The sequence below is a fragment of the Streptomyces sp. NPDC002838 genome, from assembly GCF_040295365.1.
Taxonomy (GTDB): domain Bacteria; phylum Actinomycetota; class Actinomycetes; order Streptomycetales; family Streptomycetaceae; genus Streptomyces.
Genome location: NZ_JBEOVF010000036.1, coordinates 96,304 through 113,074, shown reverse-complemented (window position 1 = coordinate 113,074; position 16,771 = coordinate 96,304). Strand labels below are relative to the sequence as shown.

Sequence of the window (16,771 nt, the reverse complement as noted above, 5' to 3'; positions counted from 1 at the left end):
TTCCTGGCCCGCGGATTCGTCCACGACGACACCACCTTCGAACCGGTCATCCCTGTCATCGAGAAGACTCTGGCGACCGCGGCCCAGGAAGGCGTGGGAGACGCGCACCAACTCGAACAGCTCATCGCCCGCGCCGTGGCGAACTGGGCCTTCCGGACTCACCGCCGCAAGCCCCTCATCATCCCCGTCATCATCGACGCCTGACAGCGCCGCCGCCCAACTCCCCGTTTCCACACCGGCAACAGCACCCATGCGTCCCCGAACGTCAGAAAGGTGAACGGATGAGCCTGCGCTTCGAGGAGATCGACTGGCAACCGACACCGATCGGCGAGATCAGTCTGCGCCGGCGCCGCCACCCGGTCTCGGGAGACGACGTGTACGAGGTGAAACTCGGCGACGAGTTCCTGATGTCCAGCCTCTTCACCACCGGCGAGATCGCGCTCACGGAACTCGCCCTGGCGAAACTGCCGCACACCGAACTGGACGTAGCCGTCGGCGGACTCGGACTCGGCTACACCGCCCAGGCTGCCCTGGACGACCCCCGGGTGCGCTCGCTGACCGTGATCGAAGCACTCGCCGAAGTCATCGACTGGCACCAACGGCACCTCGTGCCCCTAGGGTCCCAGCTGACCGCGGACGCCCGCTGCCGCCTGGTGCACGGCGACTTCTTCGCGCTCGCCGCCGACCTCCGCGGTCTGGATCTCAAGGAACCGGGCCGCCGCTTCCACGCCATCCTGCTGGACGTCGACCACTCACCGCGCCATGTGCTCCACCCCCGGCACGCGGCGCTCTACCAGCCTGCCGGGCTCCGCGCTCTCGCCGAACACCTCCACCCCGGCGGGGTGTTCGCTCTGTGGTCGAACGACCCGCCCGACGAGCAGTTCACCTCCGCACTCACGGAGGTCTTCGCACAAGCAGCGGCCCATATCGTCGACTTCGACAACCCCCTGCAAGGCTGCACCTCGGCCAACACCGTCTACCTGGCCGGCACAGCACCGGACACGCCGTAGGACGACGACTCGACCGGATCCGGCGATGCGGCGCACCCGCTCACGTACGGCAGAACAGCCGCTCCACGTGGTAGCCCAGCACCTCCATGGCGGACACCGGGGTGCGCCGACCGACCAGGACACTCGTACCGAGGCCGTGGCTGAGGGCGAGCAGGCGTACGGACTCGATGCTCGGGTCCGCGCGTGCGTCGAGGACACCATCCGTCTGCGCCTGCCGCAGCAGATCGGCGAGCCGCCCCTCCAGGCGCTCCGGGCCCTCGGCGAGAGGCTCGGCGGCGAGTTCGGGGTCGGTCATGGCCAGCATCGCGCAGGAGGTCCACAGGATGTGGAATGCGCGGCTCGCCTCGTCGGTGGGCAGCGCCTCGGCGAGCAGGGCCTCGACAAGAGCACGGGGTGACGGCGGGCTCGGCAGGGCGGCCAGGCGGGCTGCCCAGCGCTCGTGACTTTGCTGTTCCAGATGCCGCAGCGCGGCGAGCATCAGCTGAGCCTTGGTCTCGAAGTAGTACTGCACCAGCCGCACCGACACTCCGGCCTCGGCCGCGACCGCGCGCATGGTCACGGCGTGCACGCCGTCACGGGTGGCGACGCGGACCAGACCCTCGATGATCTGAGCCCGCCGCTGCGCATGGTCAGCGGTCCTCGGCACGCTCTCCCTCACTTCCCCACACCATTTTGATACGCCGTACCATAACGCTGCCGGATCCGATGGAGGTAGCCGCACGCGCCGGATGAGGGAGCTGGATGACGTGAAGGAGCACAGGACGGCACTGAAAGGCATCCCGGAAGTCCCTGGCATCGGACGGCGCCGCGCGAGCTCGGTGCTCGGCCTGGCCTGCGCCGCTCAATTCATGGTGGTACTGGACGTCTCCGTGGTGAACGTCGCCCTGCCGTCGATCCGCTCCGCTCTGGGTTTCGCCCCCGTGGACCTGCCGTGGGTCGTCAACGCGTACGGGCTCGCCTTCGCAGGTCTGTTGCTGCTGGGTGGCCGCATCGCCGATGTCCTGGGCGACCGGCGGGCCTTCGTGCTGGGGCTGGCGCTGTTCTCGGCGGCGAGCCTGGCGGGCGGACTCGCCGCATCGCCGGGCTCGCTGGTAGCGGCCCGCACGGTGCAGGGTGCGGGGGCCGCGCTGCTCGCCCCGGCCACACTGACCGTGCTGACCGGGACGTTTCCCGAAGGGCCGGTCCGGACACGGGCATTGGCCGTCTGGACAGCGGTCGGTGTCGCGGGTGGCGCGGCGGGCAATCTAGTCGGCGGCGCGCTGACCGAGCACCTGTCGTGGCGCTGGATCCTGCTGGTCAACGTGCCGACCGGAGCGGCGGGTGTGCTGCTGGGCGCGCGGCTCCTGCCGGACGGACGGGACGGCAGAGCCGGGCCACGCCTCGACCTCCCGGGGGCCGCGCTCGCCACCGCTGGAATCGCATTGATCGTGCGCAGTGTCAGGCGGTCGAGGCCAGGCGCAGCGGGGCCAGGGAGTCGAGGCGTGGCCTCAGTCGATGTCGAAGAGGGGACCGGTGATGGTCAGCCCCAGGTCATCCCCGGCATAGGAGAAGAAGGCGAGCAGCATCAGCCCCGCCCCGCCCAGCGCGAGGTCCTTGAGGAAGTGGATCATCTCCATTTGCCGCGCCTGAACCTCGTCCTCTTTCCAGAACGCGTGCATCAGCAGCGCGGTCGAGAACACGAAGGCCGCCAGCAACAGCGCCCCGAGATCCGCCCAGATCCCCAGCGCCACGCTGAGTCCACCGGCCAGGATCAGGACCCCGGAGCCGATCGTCGCGGGCACCGCGGCCGGCAGGCCCCTGGACTGGGTGTACGCGGCCATCATCGCGGTCCGGGTGAGGTGATTGACCGCGGACAAGAGGAAGAGGGACGCGAACAAGATGCGCCCAACGAGCACCAGGACATCCATCAGTGGCCTCCAGCCTTGGCCTGCTGTCGATACATGACAATCTTCCCCATAGGTGACGCAACTGGCATGAGCGGCCTGATCGCGGTCGCTGGAGACCCTTTTGCCCTCACGAGGGCGTCACGGAAGGCAGGGCAGGCGCGCAAGCAGCCGGTGGCGGATGTCCAGGACCAGAGGGGGTGCCGGAAGATCAACCGTTGGGGGACTCCTGATCGGCCGACCAGCCCCGTAATGAAACTCAGTAGGGGTCGTTTTCGCCTGCCCCCTCGTCTTCGACCTTGTTGCCGTCCGCGTTGAGCACGTACCACTCGGCGCCGAACTGGTCGAGCCCCTGGCCGGTCGTGTCGCCGGGCTTCCTGTCGCCCTGGAAGTAGTACAGCGGATGTCCGTTGTAGGTGACTTCGGTACTTCCGTCGTCGCGGGTGGTCGTGCCGAGCAGGTCCGCCTTAACGCCTTCACCGGCTTTAGGGGGGCCGGAGGTGGTCAGCGGAGGCCACGCCTGCGCGCAGGCGTCGTTACAGGTCGACTTCTCCGACGTGTCGGCCTCGAACAGGTACAGCGTCCTGCCCTCACCGTCGACCAGGATCCGGCCGAGTTCGCTCGAACGTACGGCCACCGTCGCCTGCCCTGCGGGCGTGCGGGTGCCCGGTGCGCGGGTCGTGGGAGTTGCCGTACCCGTGGGCGTCGTCCCGGTCGGAGTCGGGACTGCTGGCGGAACGGTTGGTTGGTCGTCGTCCCCGCACGCGCTCAATGCGGCGGCGAGCAGTACGGCGCAAACGCCCGCCGCAGTCGTTCTGGCGATGTGATGCATCGAAAGGCTCCTGCTGACGGGAGGTGCCCGGGCGGATTGGATCGGACCGCTGTTTCCCAGCGGACCGGGCGCGGCCCGGCAGTCAACCTGACGGGCGGCCGCCTTCCTCATCCCTACGGTCACGCGCCGGGTGCGGCAATTCGGACAGTCCGTCCGGCGTACACCGTCACCGAGGATCACCGTTCTGGTCAGCGTCATCGCCACCCGCAACAGCCAGCACCTCCACCTCTGGCAGCACGTACTCGGCGAACGACTTGTCTCGCGCCGTGCCCGCGTCCGGCCAGTCCGCTCTACGTCGCCACGGGCACCACCCGGGCACCGGGCCTCGATATCGCCGCCCCGTGGAACGACGGCATCTTCGTGTGGGTGTCCCGGTCGCTGCGCGGACCGTGGCGGTTGGCCGACACGACCGGAATCCGCCCGGGCGCAGCCAAGGGCAAGGTGTGGTCGCCCGAGTTCGTGGGCGAGAACCGGCCCGGGCGCACGGTCGTCGCCCCCTGGCAGCAGTACTGGCACGACGACGAGTTCGGCAAGCGCGGCCAGGTGTGGGCGCCGGAGGTGCACTACGTCCGCGGCCGCTGGTACATCGTCGCGTGCATGGGTGACCACTCCCGCAAGGTCGGCTCGTTCCTGCTGGTGAGCGAGGGCGGGGTCGCGGGCCCGTACCGGCTCGCCAAGAGCAACCTCGCCAAGCCGTTCGGCGAATCGTTCACCGGCGGGCCGTCGTTCATCGCGCCCGGCGCGTACCACCACATCGACGGCAGCGTCTACGCCGAGGGCGACGACGCCTGGCTCGTGCTGCACAACGACCTGTACGCCAAGTTCCGTGACGACATGGAGGGCATCGTCCCCACCACGGACCTCCCGGAGTTCGGGCAGTCGCCCTACTCTCCGGAGCCGTACCTCGAAGGCGCGTACGTCTTCAAGCACGGCGGCAAGTACTACCTCCTCCACGCCGCCTGGAACCGTTCGTCCGTCGCCCCGGACGGCAGCACGCGCTACGCCTACGACCCGCCGGGCACCGGCCGCACGCAATACTCCCGGCGGTGGACCGCGGGCGTCGGCGCGGGCCACAACAACTTCTTCGCCGACCACGCGGGTGGCCTCTGGGCCACGTTCTTCCGCAACCCGACCGCCGGATACTGGTCCCACCCGTCCCGTATCGCGAACGCCGCCGTCCCTGGCGTCGTACGCCTGGAGTGGACGGGCCCGGAGGGCAACCGCCTCTACGTCCGGCGCAGGCAGAACCAACCGGCCGACAGCTGACACGGTCTCGCATAACCCGTCCAGGTGCTCAAGATCTATGAGAATGGGGTGACGTACGTGCTGGAACGAGATGTGCCGAACGCCGAGCGCCGGGCGCATCGCCCGGGCCCCAGCCGGCGGTGGCGCCCTGCTGCTCGCGGGGTGCCGATCGGACGGAGCCGGAGTGCGTGCGGGACCGGTGTGACCGCGTCCACGCTGGCACGCCGCTGTTTCGGGTGCGCAGCGCCTCCTTGGTCTGGCGGCGGGAGCGTCCGGCCCGTCCTGCGAGCCAGGCCACGGCATGCGCAACAAGGGCTGGAACGAACGCGTCCGAGTCGCCTACGAGCACGGCCGTGACCCATGTGAACGGCAACACAGCCATTTCCGGGGCGCGCCCGCGGCGGGCGGCTGCGCACCACCAGGATCGGGGGGCGTTGGCTCCTTCCGCGCCGGACAGGACGGCCGTCACCATCACCGGGGCTCCGGTTCACGAGCACAGCGGGGCACGTACCGGCGTCAGGCCAACCACCTGGCCGAGGCGGAGATGCTGCTGAACCGGGCGAAGTACCAGCCGGTGGGACAGGGGTCTGCCGTCCGCCGCCTCCCATGAGAAGCAGATGGTCGAGTTCCCCGTCGTACGGCCGTGGCCTGGGGCTCCGCCTGGTCATGTGGTGATTCCTTCCTCATCCGCCGGGAAGCTGTCTGCCGCCACCGGCCGGGGTACGGGCACGGGAGCAGGGGTGGATGGTGCGCGGCAGGTGTAGGCAGCGGCATCGAAGCGATTCAGTGAGCGGATGAGCCGGCCGGTGGACCAGGGCCAGCAGAAGGTGTTCCGACCGCTGGAGTGGAAGTAGTAGCTGGAGCAGCCGCCCGCGTTGTACACGGTGGTCCGCAGTGCTTCCTGGACCGCGGTGTTGTAGGCGGCCTGGACAGCTGGTCTGACGTCCATGGAGGCATGGCCTTCGCGGCGCAGGTGCCTCAGTGCGGCACCCAGGTAGGCGAGCTGGGCTTCGAGAACGCTGATGGCGGAGGTGGAGCCGGAAAGGAGGTTGGGGCCCAGGAGGAGAAAGAGGTTGGGGAACCCACTGACGCTGGTGCCGAGGTATGCCTGAGGGCCGTCCCCGGCCCAGGTCTCGTGCAACGTCCGGCCTGCCGTGCCGTGCACGCTGCGGGCCAGCGGCAGCTCACCGACGCGGAAGCCGGTGGCGCTGATCACCACGTCGGCCTCGATCGCGGTGCCGTCGGCACCGATGAGGTGCCGGCCGCGTACGGAGGACAGAGCGGTGGGGTGGAGGTGGACATGGGGCTGGGCCAGGGCTGGGTAGAACGTGCTCGACGTCAGCAGACGCTTGCAGCCCAGGCGGTAGTCGGGCGTCAGCGACCCGCGCAACTCCGGGTCACGGACCGTGCGACGCAGATGAGCCCGGGCCACGGCCTGGAGAGGCGCTTCCAGCCGTGGGTGGCGGAGAACGTAGCCGATGCCCTCCTGCAGGCCGTACTGGCCGGCCCGCAGGGTGCGCCGTATGCCTGGGATGCGGTCCAAACACCAGTTGAGGGCTGGGGAAACCGGCACGTCGGGCTTGGGCAGCAGCCACTGTGCGGTGCGCTGGAAGAGGTGTACGGTCGCCGCCCGGGCCTGGATGGCCGGGACGACCTGGACAGCGGAGGCGCCACTGCCGACGACGGCCACGCGTCGGCCGGTGAGGTCCACGGCGTGGTTCCACTCAGCGGTGTGGAACGCCGGCCCGGGGAACTCGTCCAGGCCCGGCACATCGAGCCGCCGTGGCTCATGCCACGGTCCGGTGGCCAGGACCAGAACCCTGGCGCGGTACTCGCCGTCGGTGCTCTGCACAAGCCAGCGCCCGATGTCCTGGTCCCACCGGGCCTCCACGACACGGACACCGCACCGCAGCACCTCACCGACTCCGTACCGGTCCGCGGTCGTCCGCAGGTAGTCGTGGATCTCCAGCTGCCCGGCGAAGATCCTGCTCCACCGTGGGTTGGGGGTGAAGGAGTAGGAGTACAGCGAGGATGGGACATCGCAGGCGCACCCCGGGTAGGTGTTCTCCCGCCAGGTTCCCCCGAGCTGCGACGCCTTCTCCAGCACCACAAGGTCACGCCAGCCCTCCTGGCGCAGCCGGATGGCGGCGCCGATGCCGGAGAACCCGGCGCCGACCACCACCACCTGCACCTCCCCGCCGCCTCGCGGCCGGGCATCACGTACAGGCTCAGGCAGAAACGACACAGTCCCCCCATGGTGCCGAGAACCGCGAGGCCCTCCCCGGGACCCTGCGGCAGGCCCAGTGTGGGGGAAGCCGGAAGGGCCCCGTCAGGGCGTGAAACCGGCGCACGAGCGGAGTGGTGAGCGACCCGGAGGACGTGCGGCGAGGAAACGCTCCGGCCCAGGACGCGGTTCACCACGGCGGTGCCTCGGCAAGCTGAACGGCTACCTTCGTCCGGCTGATCAGGCTCAGGCGCCTTGCTGCAAGCGCCGCAGCGAAGCCACCAGTTGGTCCACTTCCTCGGATGTGTTGTAGAGCGCGAGAGACGCACGTGCCGCGCTCTCCAGGCCGTAGTGGGCCAGCGCCGGCTGGGCACAGTGGTGGCCGGCGCGGATCGCAATGCCGTCCCGGTCCAGCCAGTCGGCAATCTCCGCCGGGTCGTGGCCCGCGAGGATGAAGGTGAGGACGGCGATCCGGTCGGGTGCGGAGCCCAGCACCTCAAGTCCCGGGACCGTGGACAGGGCCCGCTGCGCATACGCCATCAGTGCGGACTCGTACGCGGCGATGGCGTCCCGGTCGAAGGACGTCAGCCAGTTGAGCGCGGACAGCATGCCGACCACCCCGGAGATATGCCCGGTACCGGCCTCCAGGAGGTGGGGTACGGGGGCGAAGGTGGTACGGCCGAACTCCACCGACTCGATCATGTTGCCGCCGCCCTGCCACGGCGCCATCTCCCGCAGTATCTCCGGCTTCGCGTACAGGGCGCCGATGCCCGTGGGAGCGAACAGCTTGTGGCCGGAGAAGACGTAGAAGTCGGCGTCCAGATCCCGCACATCGACGGGGAAGTGCGCCACCGCCTGCGCCCCGTCCACCAGCACCTTCGCCCCGTAGCGGTGCGCGAGCGCGGTCATCTCCCGCACCGGCGGGACGGTGCCGAGCACGTTCGAGGCATGGCTGATCGCGACCAGTTGGGTCCGCATGGACAGCAGATCGGCGTACTTGTCGAGGTCGATCTGCCCGTCCGGCCGCAGCGGTACGGGGACCACTCGGGCCCGGGTCTCCTTGGCGACCAGCTGCCAGGGAACGATATTCGAATGGTGTTCCAGGACCGGCACCAGAATGTCGTCCCCGGGGCCGAGGTTGGCCCGTCCCCAGCTCTGGGCGACGAGGTTGATCGCCTCGGTGGTGCCGCGTACGAAGACGATGTCGTCCGGGGACTCGGCCCCCAGGAACTGGGCGACCGCCGCCCGGCCCGTTTCGTACGCCTCGGTGGCCTCCCGGGCCATGGTGTGCGCGCCGCGGTGGATATTGGAGTTGGCCGCGCCGTAGAAGCCCGCCACCGCCTCGATCACCTGACGCGGCTTCTGGGTCGTGGCCCCGTTGTCCAGCCAGACCAGCGGGTGCCCGTTCACGGTCCGGTGCAGGATCGGAAAGTCCCTGCGGGCCATCTCGGGTGAGAAGGCGAGGGGTTGACCGGTGGGGAGACCCGAGGTCGGCACGGCCTCTGCGGCCGGCAGGGCGGTGGAGGCCGGTAGACCCCTTGGGGGCACTGCCGCCTCCGAGGTCGTCGGCATAGCGGGCGTCGCCGGTCCCGCCGGCACCGCCGTCGACGGCACGCCCCCCGTAACGTCAGGAGTAGTCATAGTAGTTGGACACCTCGACGTTCTGGAGCACCGCGGTCGCGTCCTCCACCAGCACCGCCGCGTTGAAGTACGCCGTCATCAGGTACGACGTGATGCCCTTCTGGTCGACGCCCATGTTCCGCATCGACAGCCCGGGTTCGACCTCGTCGTTGACCTTCGCGGGACGCAGACCTACCACGCCCTGCTCGGCCTCGCCCACACGCATCAGCAGGATCTCGGTGGTGCCGATGCCCCCGCCACCGGAGAACCGCACCTTGTCGGAGGGCAGCAGCGGGACTCCCCGCCAGGTCAGCAGCGGGCTGCCGAACCGGTTGTCGATGACCGGGGGCACACCCCGCCGCGTACACTCCCGGCCGAACGCGGCAATGGCCTTGGGGTGCGCGAGGAAGTAGCCGGGATGCTTCCAGACCCTCGACAGCAGCTCATCCAGATCGTCGGGCGTGGGGGAACCGGTGCGCGACTGCACCCTCTGTCCCGGGGCGACGTTGCTGAAGAGGCCGAACTGCGGGTGGTTGAGCAGTGAGGCTTCCTGCCGCTCGCGCAGCGCGTGGATGGTGAGGTTGGACTGGGCCCGGGTCTGGTCGATGGGGCCGTTGTAGAGGTCCGAGACGCGGGTGTGGACCCGCAGCACGGTTTGCGCGAGGGTCATGTGGTACTCACGGGGCGTGTCCTCGTAGTCGACGAACGTCCCTGGGAGGTCGGGTTCGCCGTCGTGTCCGGCGCTGAGATCGACCGGCACCTCGACGCCCGCCATCACCTCACCCGTGGTGAGGTAGGCGTCCAGCGCTTCCTGGAGAGCGGCGTCGCGTTCGCACAGCCCGGTAAGGACGCTACGTTCGACACACAGGGCCACGCCGGGAGTGAGCGCCTTGACGCGGTACGGCATGGGCTCGGCACGTGTCCAGGCGCCGAGGTCGAAGAACTGGCCGTCGCCGATCACTTCGAGCAGCGCGTCCTCGCCGTAGCGGCCGCTCGACCGCTTCTCGGCGCGGCCCTGGACGAGCACCCACAGGCGGTCGTGTGTGTCACCGTCCTGGGTGAGCATTTCTCCGGACTCGAAGGTGACCTCCGTGAAGGCGCCGGCCAGTTCGGCGAGCAGCGCGTCGTCCGCCTCCCGCAGGTATGGCAGTTCCCTCAGGTCGCCGGGGATGATGCGCGGCGAACCGCCGTCGGTGTGCGTGCTGATTCGGTCGTCGCCGAGGACGTACGTCCGGCGGCGGTTGACGCGGAAGACACCGGATTCGACGTCCACCCAGGGCAGGGCGCGCAGGAGATAGCGCGGGGTGATGCCGCGCATCTGCGGAGTGGTCTTGGTGGTCGTCGCGAGTTGCCGTGCCGCATCCGGGCCGAGACTCATCCGATCGTTCACAGGTCCTCCTCGGAGACAGGCATGCCGATTGAGCGGCTCACGGCCGAATGGCATGCGGGGGAACTGCTCCCGATCATGTTGACGTAACGCGCCGCCCGCAATAGGCCGGCTTCGGGTGACGGCCTGAATTGCCTGTTTCACCGCGCACACGCATTCCGTATATGAGTGCGACTATCGTGCGTTGCAGCTGCTCTACCACCCGTGGAATTTCCGGAAGAGGTTCCTCCTGCGGCCGAGGGATCATCCCGCCACGCCCCATATGCGGCCAAATTGACTCTCATAACACGCCTTGGGATTTCTGAAAGGCTCACTTATGTCGCGCTTTTGAGGCTGCTTTTCGCATGAGTACGCAACCCCGGAGACCCGGCGCACGGATGTGAACTGTGGGCGCACACAGACCAATTCGGGGCGTGCATGTGATGCGTGCGCCTTAGCGCGGTCGTCAAGATTCGACGCCTTGGCACCTTCCCGGTCACCTGCCGTAGACCCCACGAGGACCTGCGCCGGATGGTGTCCCGTCGAGTGGTGCAGTCACTGGCCGAGCTGATTCGACTTTGGTTCTGGGAGGGCTTGGCGGTCGTCCTCGCTCGGTTTGGGGTTGAGGAGTTCGGCCAGGACCGCGGCGGCGAGCCGGTCGAGGGCGGCGGGGTTGGGGAAGACCTCGCCGATGTCGGCCCGCCGTTTGATTTCTCGGTTCAGCCGCTCCAGCGGGTTGGTGGACCAGATCTTGTTCCAGTGGGCCGGTGGGAAGTCCGCGAATGCGGTGATGTCTGTGGCCGCGTCCAGAAGCATGGTCTTGACCTGGGGGAACTGCCGTCCGAGCATGTCGGCCACCACGTTCCCCGCGAGGCCGCAACACCCTCCCGGGCAAGGTCAGTTACGAGCCGGTGGAGGACTACCTCCTGCAGCCCTCCGCCGACGACTGCAGCAAGGGTGAACGACTCCGCCCAACGGCCCTGCAGTCCCGCTCAACGGGGATGCTCGACGTCGGCCGCCCAGGCAGCGCCGCCCCGAAGGGACAGCACGAGATCCGAATCGCGTCACCGGCACACCAGGCACAGCGTCACCGCGGCTCAAGGCCGCAAGTGGCCCTGTCGTGCTACGTCCTGTCGTCAAATGCCCCGCCACATCAGGAAGGGTGCGAGGGTAAGGGGCTTGGTATGACGAGGGCGGCGGTGCTTCCTCATGTCTCACCGTGAATACTGTTCCGAATTGCCATCACGCCAGGAGGAACATGACCGTCACCAGGCTCTTGAGACCCACCCTCGCCGCCACGCTTCTGGCCTCGGTCACCGCCTGCGGCGCGTCGTCCGTGCCGGACGTCTCGGCGAGCACCGCGACCGGCTCGCGGCCCGCCGAGACGCGTCGCTCGGCAAACCCCGAGCCGGTCACCGCCACCATGCCGGATGTCATCGGCGGCAACGCCGGGCGTGCATACGAGCAGATGGGCTCCAAACTCGACATGACCTTCAAGGACGCGAGCGGACAGGGCCGTCCGGTGGACGACCCGGCGGCGTGGAAGATCTGCAACTCGCAGCCGGGACCGAACCAGCAGATCACCGATTACCCGGTGGTCTTCGGCGTGGTGAGGGTTTCGGAGAGCTGCAAGGATGCGGTGCCGGAGTGACATGTCCGAGGACTTCGGCGTCCCGCCGCGACCGCCGAGCACACCGGCGGTGCCCGGCAGGTGCAGCGCCTGCGCACTCGCCCCCGCCCACCACAGAAACGCTGTGAGCAGCAACACCTGAGGCCGTCCTCGCACATCAGGCGCTCGACCCGCTTGCGGCCGACGTGCAACCGCCCGGCGTCCGACTGGCATGTTCGCTGTCGGGGCCCGTTAGAGTCCTGCTCTCCGGCCGACACCACTCCCCGTGCAAGGCAGGGCCGCAGCGTCGGCTCGCGGGCACAGCGTCGGCGATGGGCCTCTCGTCGAGCCCTCGCCGGAAGCCGGAAACTCAGCATGGCGATCGCCACAACACATCCGGACGAGAAGCCGTGGGACACGGTCGCCGACCGCCGTTCGACCCCGGCACCGTGCGGGAGCGCCTCACCGAGCCGGGCGCACAACCGGCTCACTTCGTTCGTCCCGCGCACTCCGGATCGCTGCCCTGTTCGATTGAAGGGGCATCATAGCGATCGGTACCCCCGCTTACTCCCCGAGCCTCTTCCCGAACTCGCCAGTTCATGGATGAGCCGACCACTCCCCCGCGCTCGTCGCCGAACACCCGCCCTTCCCTGGCCGTCCCGAACGCTTTCAGGCGCGCCCGAAGGAGGGCGACCAGGACGGGCGGGATGGGGGCCGGCCGGTCCGTGTCCGCCTCCCGCTGCTTCAGGCACCGGCGGTCGTGCCGCTCCCCGGAATCGGTCCACTGCTTGCCGGAGACGGGGCGGGTCTCCCGCAGCGTCAACGTGCCCCAACCCGTCTCCGGCAGGTCACAGTCCGACAGCCGCGGTCCGACCACCTCAGCGGGCCGCAGCGCCGCGTAGGAGATGACCGCGCAGAAAGCCACCAGGCGCCGACCACGGCAGCGGTCGAACGATCCGACGCAGGGCACAGCGGTGAGCAACTGCCGCGCCTGCACAGCGTTCACGAGTACGCGTCGGTCCACCACATCGTTGGAGCCGACACTCGGCCGGCCGGTCCGCTGTGGTGAGCCAGTCGTACGGCCTTGAGCTCGGCCGGCGGGTCCTCCCCCGCGTTCGCGGGCACGATCCCCCACCGGAACGGGCCACACGCCTCGGCGGCCCGAAAGCCCCGCCACTAGGGCCCTTCTGATGGATCTCCGCAGGAGAAGGAGCGGCGTTCGGTGCGTGCGCTCGGCGTGCGGTGCGGAGGGTCATGTGGCGGAGCCACCTGGCCCTCCGCACCGTGCGGCGAGCGTGCGTGCCGGGCGTCGCGACGCTGCGGAGATCCATCAGAAGGGCCCTAGGGCACCAAGGCGCGGTGGACACCCCCCTCCACCACGGACCCCCGACCTGTTTTGCATAATGCAAAGGTAAGGAAGGGAAACGATGACCGCGACACCGGCAGCAATGGACGGGGAACGAGTGCCCAGCGCCACAATGACCGGGTTCACGCCAGCACCGAGACTCGGGGGACTGCGCACCGCTCCGTGGGGCCTGATGGCACTGGCCGTCGTGGTCGGCGCCGGGGCCGGTGCGGGCTCGGTCGTCTTCCGCTGGTGCATCAAGGCCTTCACCCAGCTCTTTTCCGGCCACGCCGACTACGCCGCCTCCCCCGGCGCCGACAACCCTCATGCACCCTGGCTCGGCCCGTACTTCGTGCTCCTCGCCCCGCTGATCGGCGGTCTCCTGTACGGGCCGCTGGTGAACCGGTTCGCCAAGGAGGCGCGCGGGCACGGGGTGCCCGAGGTGATGCTGGCCGTCGCCCAGCGCGGCGGGCGGATCAGCCCGAAGGTCGCCGTGGTCAAGACGCTCGCCTCCGCGCTGACCATCGGCTCCGGCGGCTCGGTGGGCCGGGAGGGGCCGATCGTGCAGATCGGCTCGGCGCTCGGCTCGACGCTGGGCCGCGTGACGAAGATGACCGAGGGGCGGCTGAAGCTGCTGGTCGCGTGCGGTGCGGCGGGCGGCATCGCCGCGACCTTCAACGCCCCGCTGGCCGGGGTGTTCTTCGCCATGGAGCTGATCCTGGACACCTTCAGCGCGGAGGCGTTCGGCGCGACGGTACTGGCCAGCGTCACCGCGAGCGTCATCGGACGCGCCGCCTTCGGCGACGTGGCCTTTCTGCACCTGCCGGACTTCCACGTCGACCATCTCGCCCAGTACGGCCTGTTCGCCGTCCTGGGCGTCGTCGCCGCCGTGGCCGGGGTGGGCTTCTCGCGGTTCCTGTACCTGATCGAGGACGCCTGCGACTGGGCCTGGCGCGGTCCGGAGTGGCTGCGCCCGGCGGTCGGCGGACTCGCACTCGGCCTGGTGCTGCTCGCTTTGCCGGAAATGTACGGCGTCGGCTACCCGGTACTGCAGAAGGCGACCGAAGGCGGGTACGCGATCGGCTTCCTGCTCCTGCTGCTCGTGGGCAAGATGCTGGCGACCAGCCTGACCATCGGCATCGGCGGCTCCGGCGGGGTCTTCGCACCCAGCCTGTTCATCGGGGCGATGCTTGGCTCGGTGTACGGGACCGGCGTCCACCACCTGCTGCCACAGTCGGCCGGCGCGGTGGGGGCGTACGCGCTGGTCGGCATGGGCGCCGTGTTCGCCGGGGCGTCCCAGGCACCGATCACCGCCGTGGTGATCCTCTTCGAGCTCACCGGCGAGTACTCGATCATCCTCCCCCTGATGCTCGCGATCGTGCTGGCCACCGCCGTCAGCCGCCTGCTGTCCCACGACACCGTCTACACGCTCAAGCTGCGCCGCCGCGGCGTCGATCTCGAAGGCCCTGCCCGTGGGGCGCCCATCGGCGCTCAGCACGTCGGCGCCGTCATGGAACCGCTGCCCTCCCCCCTGCCCGCGTCCACGACCCTGGCGGACGCCGCCGAACTGCTGAGCCTGTCGGGCCACGGAGCACTCCCCGTGCTCGACGACGGCGGGCATTACCTCGGCGTCATCACCGCCCAGGCGGTCGCCGAGGCGCTCGCGGAACAGCCGGAGGACGCACCGACACTGGCTGGGCAGCTCGCCGAACCGCCCGCTCCCATCACCGCGGACCAGCCTCTCGCCCAGGCCCTGCACGCCCTGCTGTCGGCGGCGGGAACCGGGGTGCCGGTGCTGGATCACAAACAGGGCAAGCCGGTCGGCTGGCTCAGCCACCAAAGCGCACTGCGCGCCGTGCATGCGGCCGCCTAGATGGCGTCGCGGCCCGGCCCTGGAGGACCCAATTTGCACTATGCAACAATGGAGCGGGTGTCCTCTCACGAACACGGGGAAGCGTGTCCGAATCCGACAGCGGCCCCGGCGGTTCAGGCGTCGCGGGCGACCGGGAGGTCCGCCGCCCAGCCCAGTGGGTGCGGCGCCGCATCATCCAGTCCCGGCGCGAGGGGTTCTGCGCCGCCTCCCGGAAAGCACCGAGCACGACGGGCGCGTCTCCACCGCGGCCAGGCCCTTGCCCTCCACATCCCGAACCTCAATCCCGCCCATGGCCACGAGAACCTGCTGCAACTCACCGAGGAAGGTCGGCGGACGGTCGAAGACGTCACCGCCCGGCGTCGCGCCGAGATGCGGACCGAGTGCGCCGGCGCCCCTGAGGCGGCAGGTCGAATCCATGCCCTGCCCACACCGGCCGCCACCCGCCACCGGCGGGTCACACGAGGGCCGCGCGCCGCGCCGCCTCCTGCCTGACCGCCACCGGCGTGGCCGCGACCCTCTCCTCCCGGCGTGGGGCGACCACGCCGCCCCACCACCGGCCGAGCGCACATCCGAACGCCTACCGCTACGCGGTCGAACGCCGCGCTGTTCCCCTCGATCAGGCCATGCTGGTGGCCGTCCACCCATGGGACGTCGACGGCGCCCGGCGGGCAGGGCCGGCCGGCACCTGGCTCCGGCGCGGTGCCCCCGTCTGCCCGGAGTCGCTCACCGAGCCGGCCCTGGCCGCGGAAGACCTCACAGAACTCGCGCGTCTCCTCAGCTGAACGACCACGACGCGGCGGCACTCCGCCCGCCCGGGAGCGAACTGTGGCCGGCTCTCCGGCACACGCACCGCGCGGCGCTGCAGGCGAGCATGCCGCGCAGCGGATCACCGTTTCGGTGAGCGCGCTTACAGTTCCCGTCCGGCCGGGGGACCTACGGTCGGACCATGGTGCTGCGGATCGCGCTCGGTGCGGTGTACACGGCGATGGCCCTCGGCCAGCTCACCTCCTTCCGGCGCATGCCCGACATCCTGTCCGCGTACGGGGTGGTGACCGGTGGTGCCGCGCCTCAAGGACACCGCAGGCCGAGTCACCGAACCGTAAGGCCAACGTCCTCGGGGACAGCGCATAGGCTGCGTATGTTTCCGTGCGGTGATCTGGCGCCGGGGCGGGACGCGTACGACGCTGGGTCCCGGGGACGTTTCAGCAGATGAGGAGCTGACAGTGCGCGCACGTGATCTGGCGGTGGAATACGAGTCGGTGAGCGTCGACAGCGACGCCCTGGACGCGGCCCGGTTGATGGCCGAGCACCAGCTGCCCGGGCTGCTCGTCCTCGATGAGCGCGGGGAGCCGAAGGCCATCCTGCCGGCCTCTCAGATGATCAAGGTGCTGGTTCCCGCCTACGTCATCGAGGACCCCACGCTCGCCGCGGTGGTCGATGAGCGGCACGCCGACCGGCTGTGCGAGGCCCTGTCCGGCCGCCGTGTCGGTGACTGCCTCTCGCGTACGGCGGTCCCGCCGCCGATCGCCGACCCGGACGACACCGCCCTGGAGGTCGCCGCGTTGATGGCACAGGTGCGCAGCCCGCTGGTGGCGGTGGCCGAGAAGGACAAGGCCGGCACGCATCTGCTGGGCGTCATCACCGCCTCGCATCTGCTGCATGAACTCCTGGGCAGGACCGGCACCTTGAGTACGCCCGGCGCCTGATCCGCGCGCGTAGCTCGGCCGGCTCGCGGGTCAGCGGTCGAGCACCGGACCGGCCGAG

At 69.7% G+C, this 16,771-nt stretch carries 12 protein-coding genes and 4 pseudogenes; 8 read left to right on the top strand and 8 right to left on the bottom strand.

Annotated features, from left to right (window positions below; translation table 11 throughout):
- Both ABT063_RS35610 and ABT063_RS35605 read left to right on the top strand, forming a co-directional pair.
- Nucleotides 1–204: pseudogene (locus tag ABT063_RS35610) on the top strand (RNase J family beta-CASP ribonuclease); the annotation flags it as partial.
- Between the two features lie 77 nt (nt 205–281).
- A complete protein-coding gene (locus ABT063_RS35605) occupies nt 282–1,010 on the top strand; it encodes a polyamine aminopropyltransferase (protein WP_351064268.1) in 729 nt (242 codons plus the stop codon).
- A 40-nt stretch (nt 1,011–1,050) separates the two neighbouring features.
- On the opposite strand, the gene ABT063_RS35600 is transcribed toward ABT063_RS35605, so the two are convergent.
- Nucleotides 1,051–1,656: a TetR/AcrR family transcriptional regulator gene (locus ABT063_RS35600; RefSeq protein ID WP_351064266.1), complete on the bottom strand. Its 606-nt coding sequence runs from the start codon at nt 1,654–1,656 to the stop codon at nt 1,051–1,053.
- Nucleotides 1,657–1,738: 82 nt separating this feature from the next.
- On the opposite strand from ABT063_RS35600, the pseudogene ABT063_RS35595 reads away from it, so the two are divergent.
- Nucleotides 1,739–2,377, top strand: a pseudogene (locus ABT063_RS35595) (MFS transporter); the annotation flags it as partial.
- A gap of 120 nt (nt 2,378–2,497) precedes the next feature.
- Here ABT063_RS35595 and ABT063_RS35590 read toward each other — a convergent pair.
- A complete protein-coding gene (locus ABT063_RS35590; RefSeq protein WP_351064265.1) occupies nt 2,498–2,917 on the bottom strand; it encodes a DoxX family protein in 420 nt (139 codons plus the stop codon).
- 235 nt (nt 2,918–3,152) lie between these two features.
- Complete coding sequence (locus ABT063_RS35585; RefSeq protein ID WP_351064263.1) at nt 3,153–3,530, bottom strand: COG4315 family predicted lipoprotein; 378 nt, start codon at nt 3,528–3,530, stop codon at nt 3,153–3,155.
- 480 nt (nt 3,531–4,010) lie between these two features.
- Here ABT063_RS35585 and ABT063_RS35580 point away from each other — a divergent pair.
- Nucleotides 4,011–4,991: pseudogene (locus ABT063_RS35580) on the top strand (family 43 glycosylhydrolase); the annotation flags it as partial.
- 643 nt (nt 4,992–5,634) lie between these two features.
- Here the strand turns inward: ABT063_RS35580 and ABT063_RS35575 are convergent.
- The 4 genes and pseudogenes from ABT063_RS35575 to ABT063_RS35560 form a co-directional block, all read right to left on the bottom strand.
- Entirely contained in the window at nt 5,635–7,155 is a 1,521-nt protein-coding gene (locus ABT063_RS35575) for a flavin-containing monooxygenase (protein ID WP_351064262.1), read from the bottom strand.
- 285 nt (nt 7,156–7,440) lie between these two features.
- Entirely contained in the window at nt 7,441–8,835 is a 1,395-nt protein-coding gene (locus ABT063_RS35570; RefSeq protein ID WP_351064260.1) for a SufS family cysteine desulfurase, read from the bottom strand.
- Nucleotides 8,822–10,204 carry a family 2B encapsulin nanocompartment shell protein gene (locus ABT063_RS35565; protein ID WP_351064259.1) on the bottom strand — a complete coding sequence of 461 codons (1,383 nt, stop codon included), beginning with the start codon at nt 10,202–10,204 and terminating at the stop codon, nt 8,822–8,824. The genes ABT063_RS35570 and ABT063_RS35565 overlap by 14 nt, the downstream gene beginning before the upstream one ends.
- 531 nt (nt 10,205–10,735) lie before the next feature.
- A pseudogene (locus ABT063_RS35560) lies at nt 10,736–11,044 on the bottom strand (transposase); the annotation flags it as partial.
- Between the two features lie 394 nt (nt 11,045–11,438).
- Here ABT063_RS35560 and ABT063_RS35555 point away from each other — a divergent pair.
- On the top strand, nt 11,439–11,831 hold the full coding sequence (locus ABT063_RS35555) for a hypothetical protein (protein WP_351064257.1): 393 nt from the start codon (nt 11,439–11,441) through the stop codon (nt 11,829–11,831).
- A 445-nt stretch (nt 11,832–12,276) separates the two neighbouring features.
- On the opposite strand, the gene ABT063_RS35550 is transcribed toward ABT063_RS35555, so the two are convergent.
- Entirely contained in the window at nt 12,277–12,795 is a 519-nt protein-coding gene (locus ABT063_RS35550; RefSeq protein ID WP_351064256.1) for a site-specific integrase, read from the bottom strand.
- A gap of 532 nt (nt 12,796–13,327) precedes the next feature.
- Here ABT063_RS35550 and ABT063_RS35545 point away from each other — a divergent pair.
- The 3 genes from ABT063_RS35545 to ABT063_RS35530 all read left to right on the top strand — a co-directional run bounded on the left by ABT063_RS35545 (nt 13,328) and on the right by ABT063_RS35530 (nt 16,713).
- Nucleotides 13,328–15,007, top strand: coding sequence for a chloride channel protein (locus tag ABT063_RS35545; protein ID WP_351064274.1), 1,680 nt, complete (start codon nt 13,328–13,330; stop codon nt 15,005–15,007).
- 503 nt (nt 15,008–15,510) lie between these two features.
- The gene (locus ABT063_RS35535) at nt 15,511–15,789 is read left to right on the top strand and encodes an HAD family hydrolase (protein WP_351064254.1); all 279 of its coding nucleotides are present in this window, start codon (nt 15,511–15,513) and stop codon (nt 15,787–15,789) included.
- Between the two features lie 441 nt (nt 15,790–16,230).
- Nucleotides 16,231–16,713, top strand: a complete 483-nt coding sequence (locus ABT063_RS35530) for a CBS domain-containing protein (protein WP_351064252.1) — start codon at nt 16,231–16,233, stop codon at nt 16,711–16,713.
- Nucleotides 16,714–16,771 lie beyond the last annotated feature (58 nt).

What these genes read in the sequence shown, in the direction of transcription:
- ABT063_RS35570 (WP_351064260.1), bottom strand. Translation starts at nt 8,835, where the DNA reads ATGACTACTCCTGACGTTACGGGGGGCGTGCCGTCGACGGCGGTGCCG.
- ABT063_RS35555 (WP_351064257.1), top strand. Translation starts at nt 11,439, where the DNA reads ATGACCGTCACCAGGCTCTTGAGACCCACCCTCGCCGCCACGCTTCTG.
- ABT063_RS35545 (WP_351064274.1), top strand. Translation starts at nt 13,328, where the DNA reads ATGGCACTGGCCGTCGTGGTCGGCGCCGGGGCCGGTGCGGGCTCGGTC.
- ABT063_RS35590 (WP_351064265.1), bottom strand. Translation starts at nt 2,917, where the DNA reads ATGGATGTCCTGGTGCTCGTTGGGCGCATCTTGTTCGCGTCCCTCTTC.
- ABT063_RS35605 (WP_351064268.1), top strand. Translation starts at nt 282, where the DNA reads ATGAGCCTGCGCTTCGAGGAGATCGACTGGCAACCGACACCGATCGGC.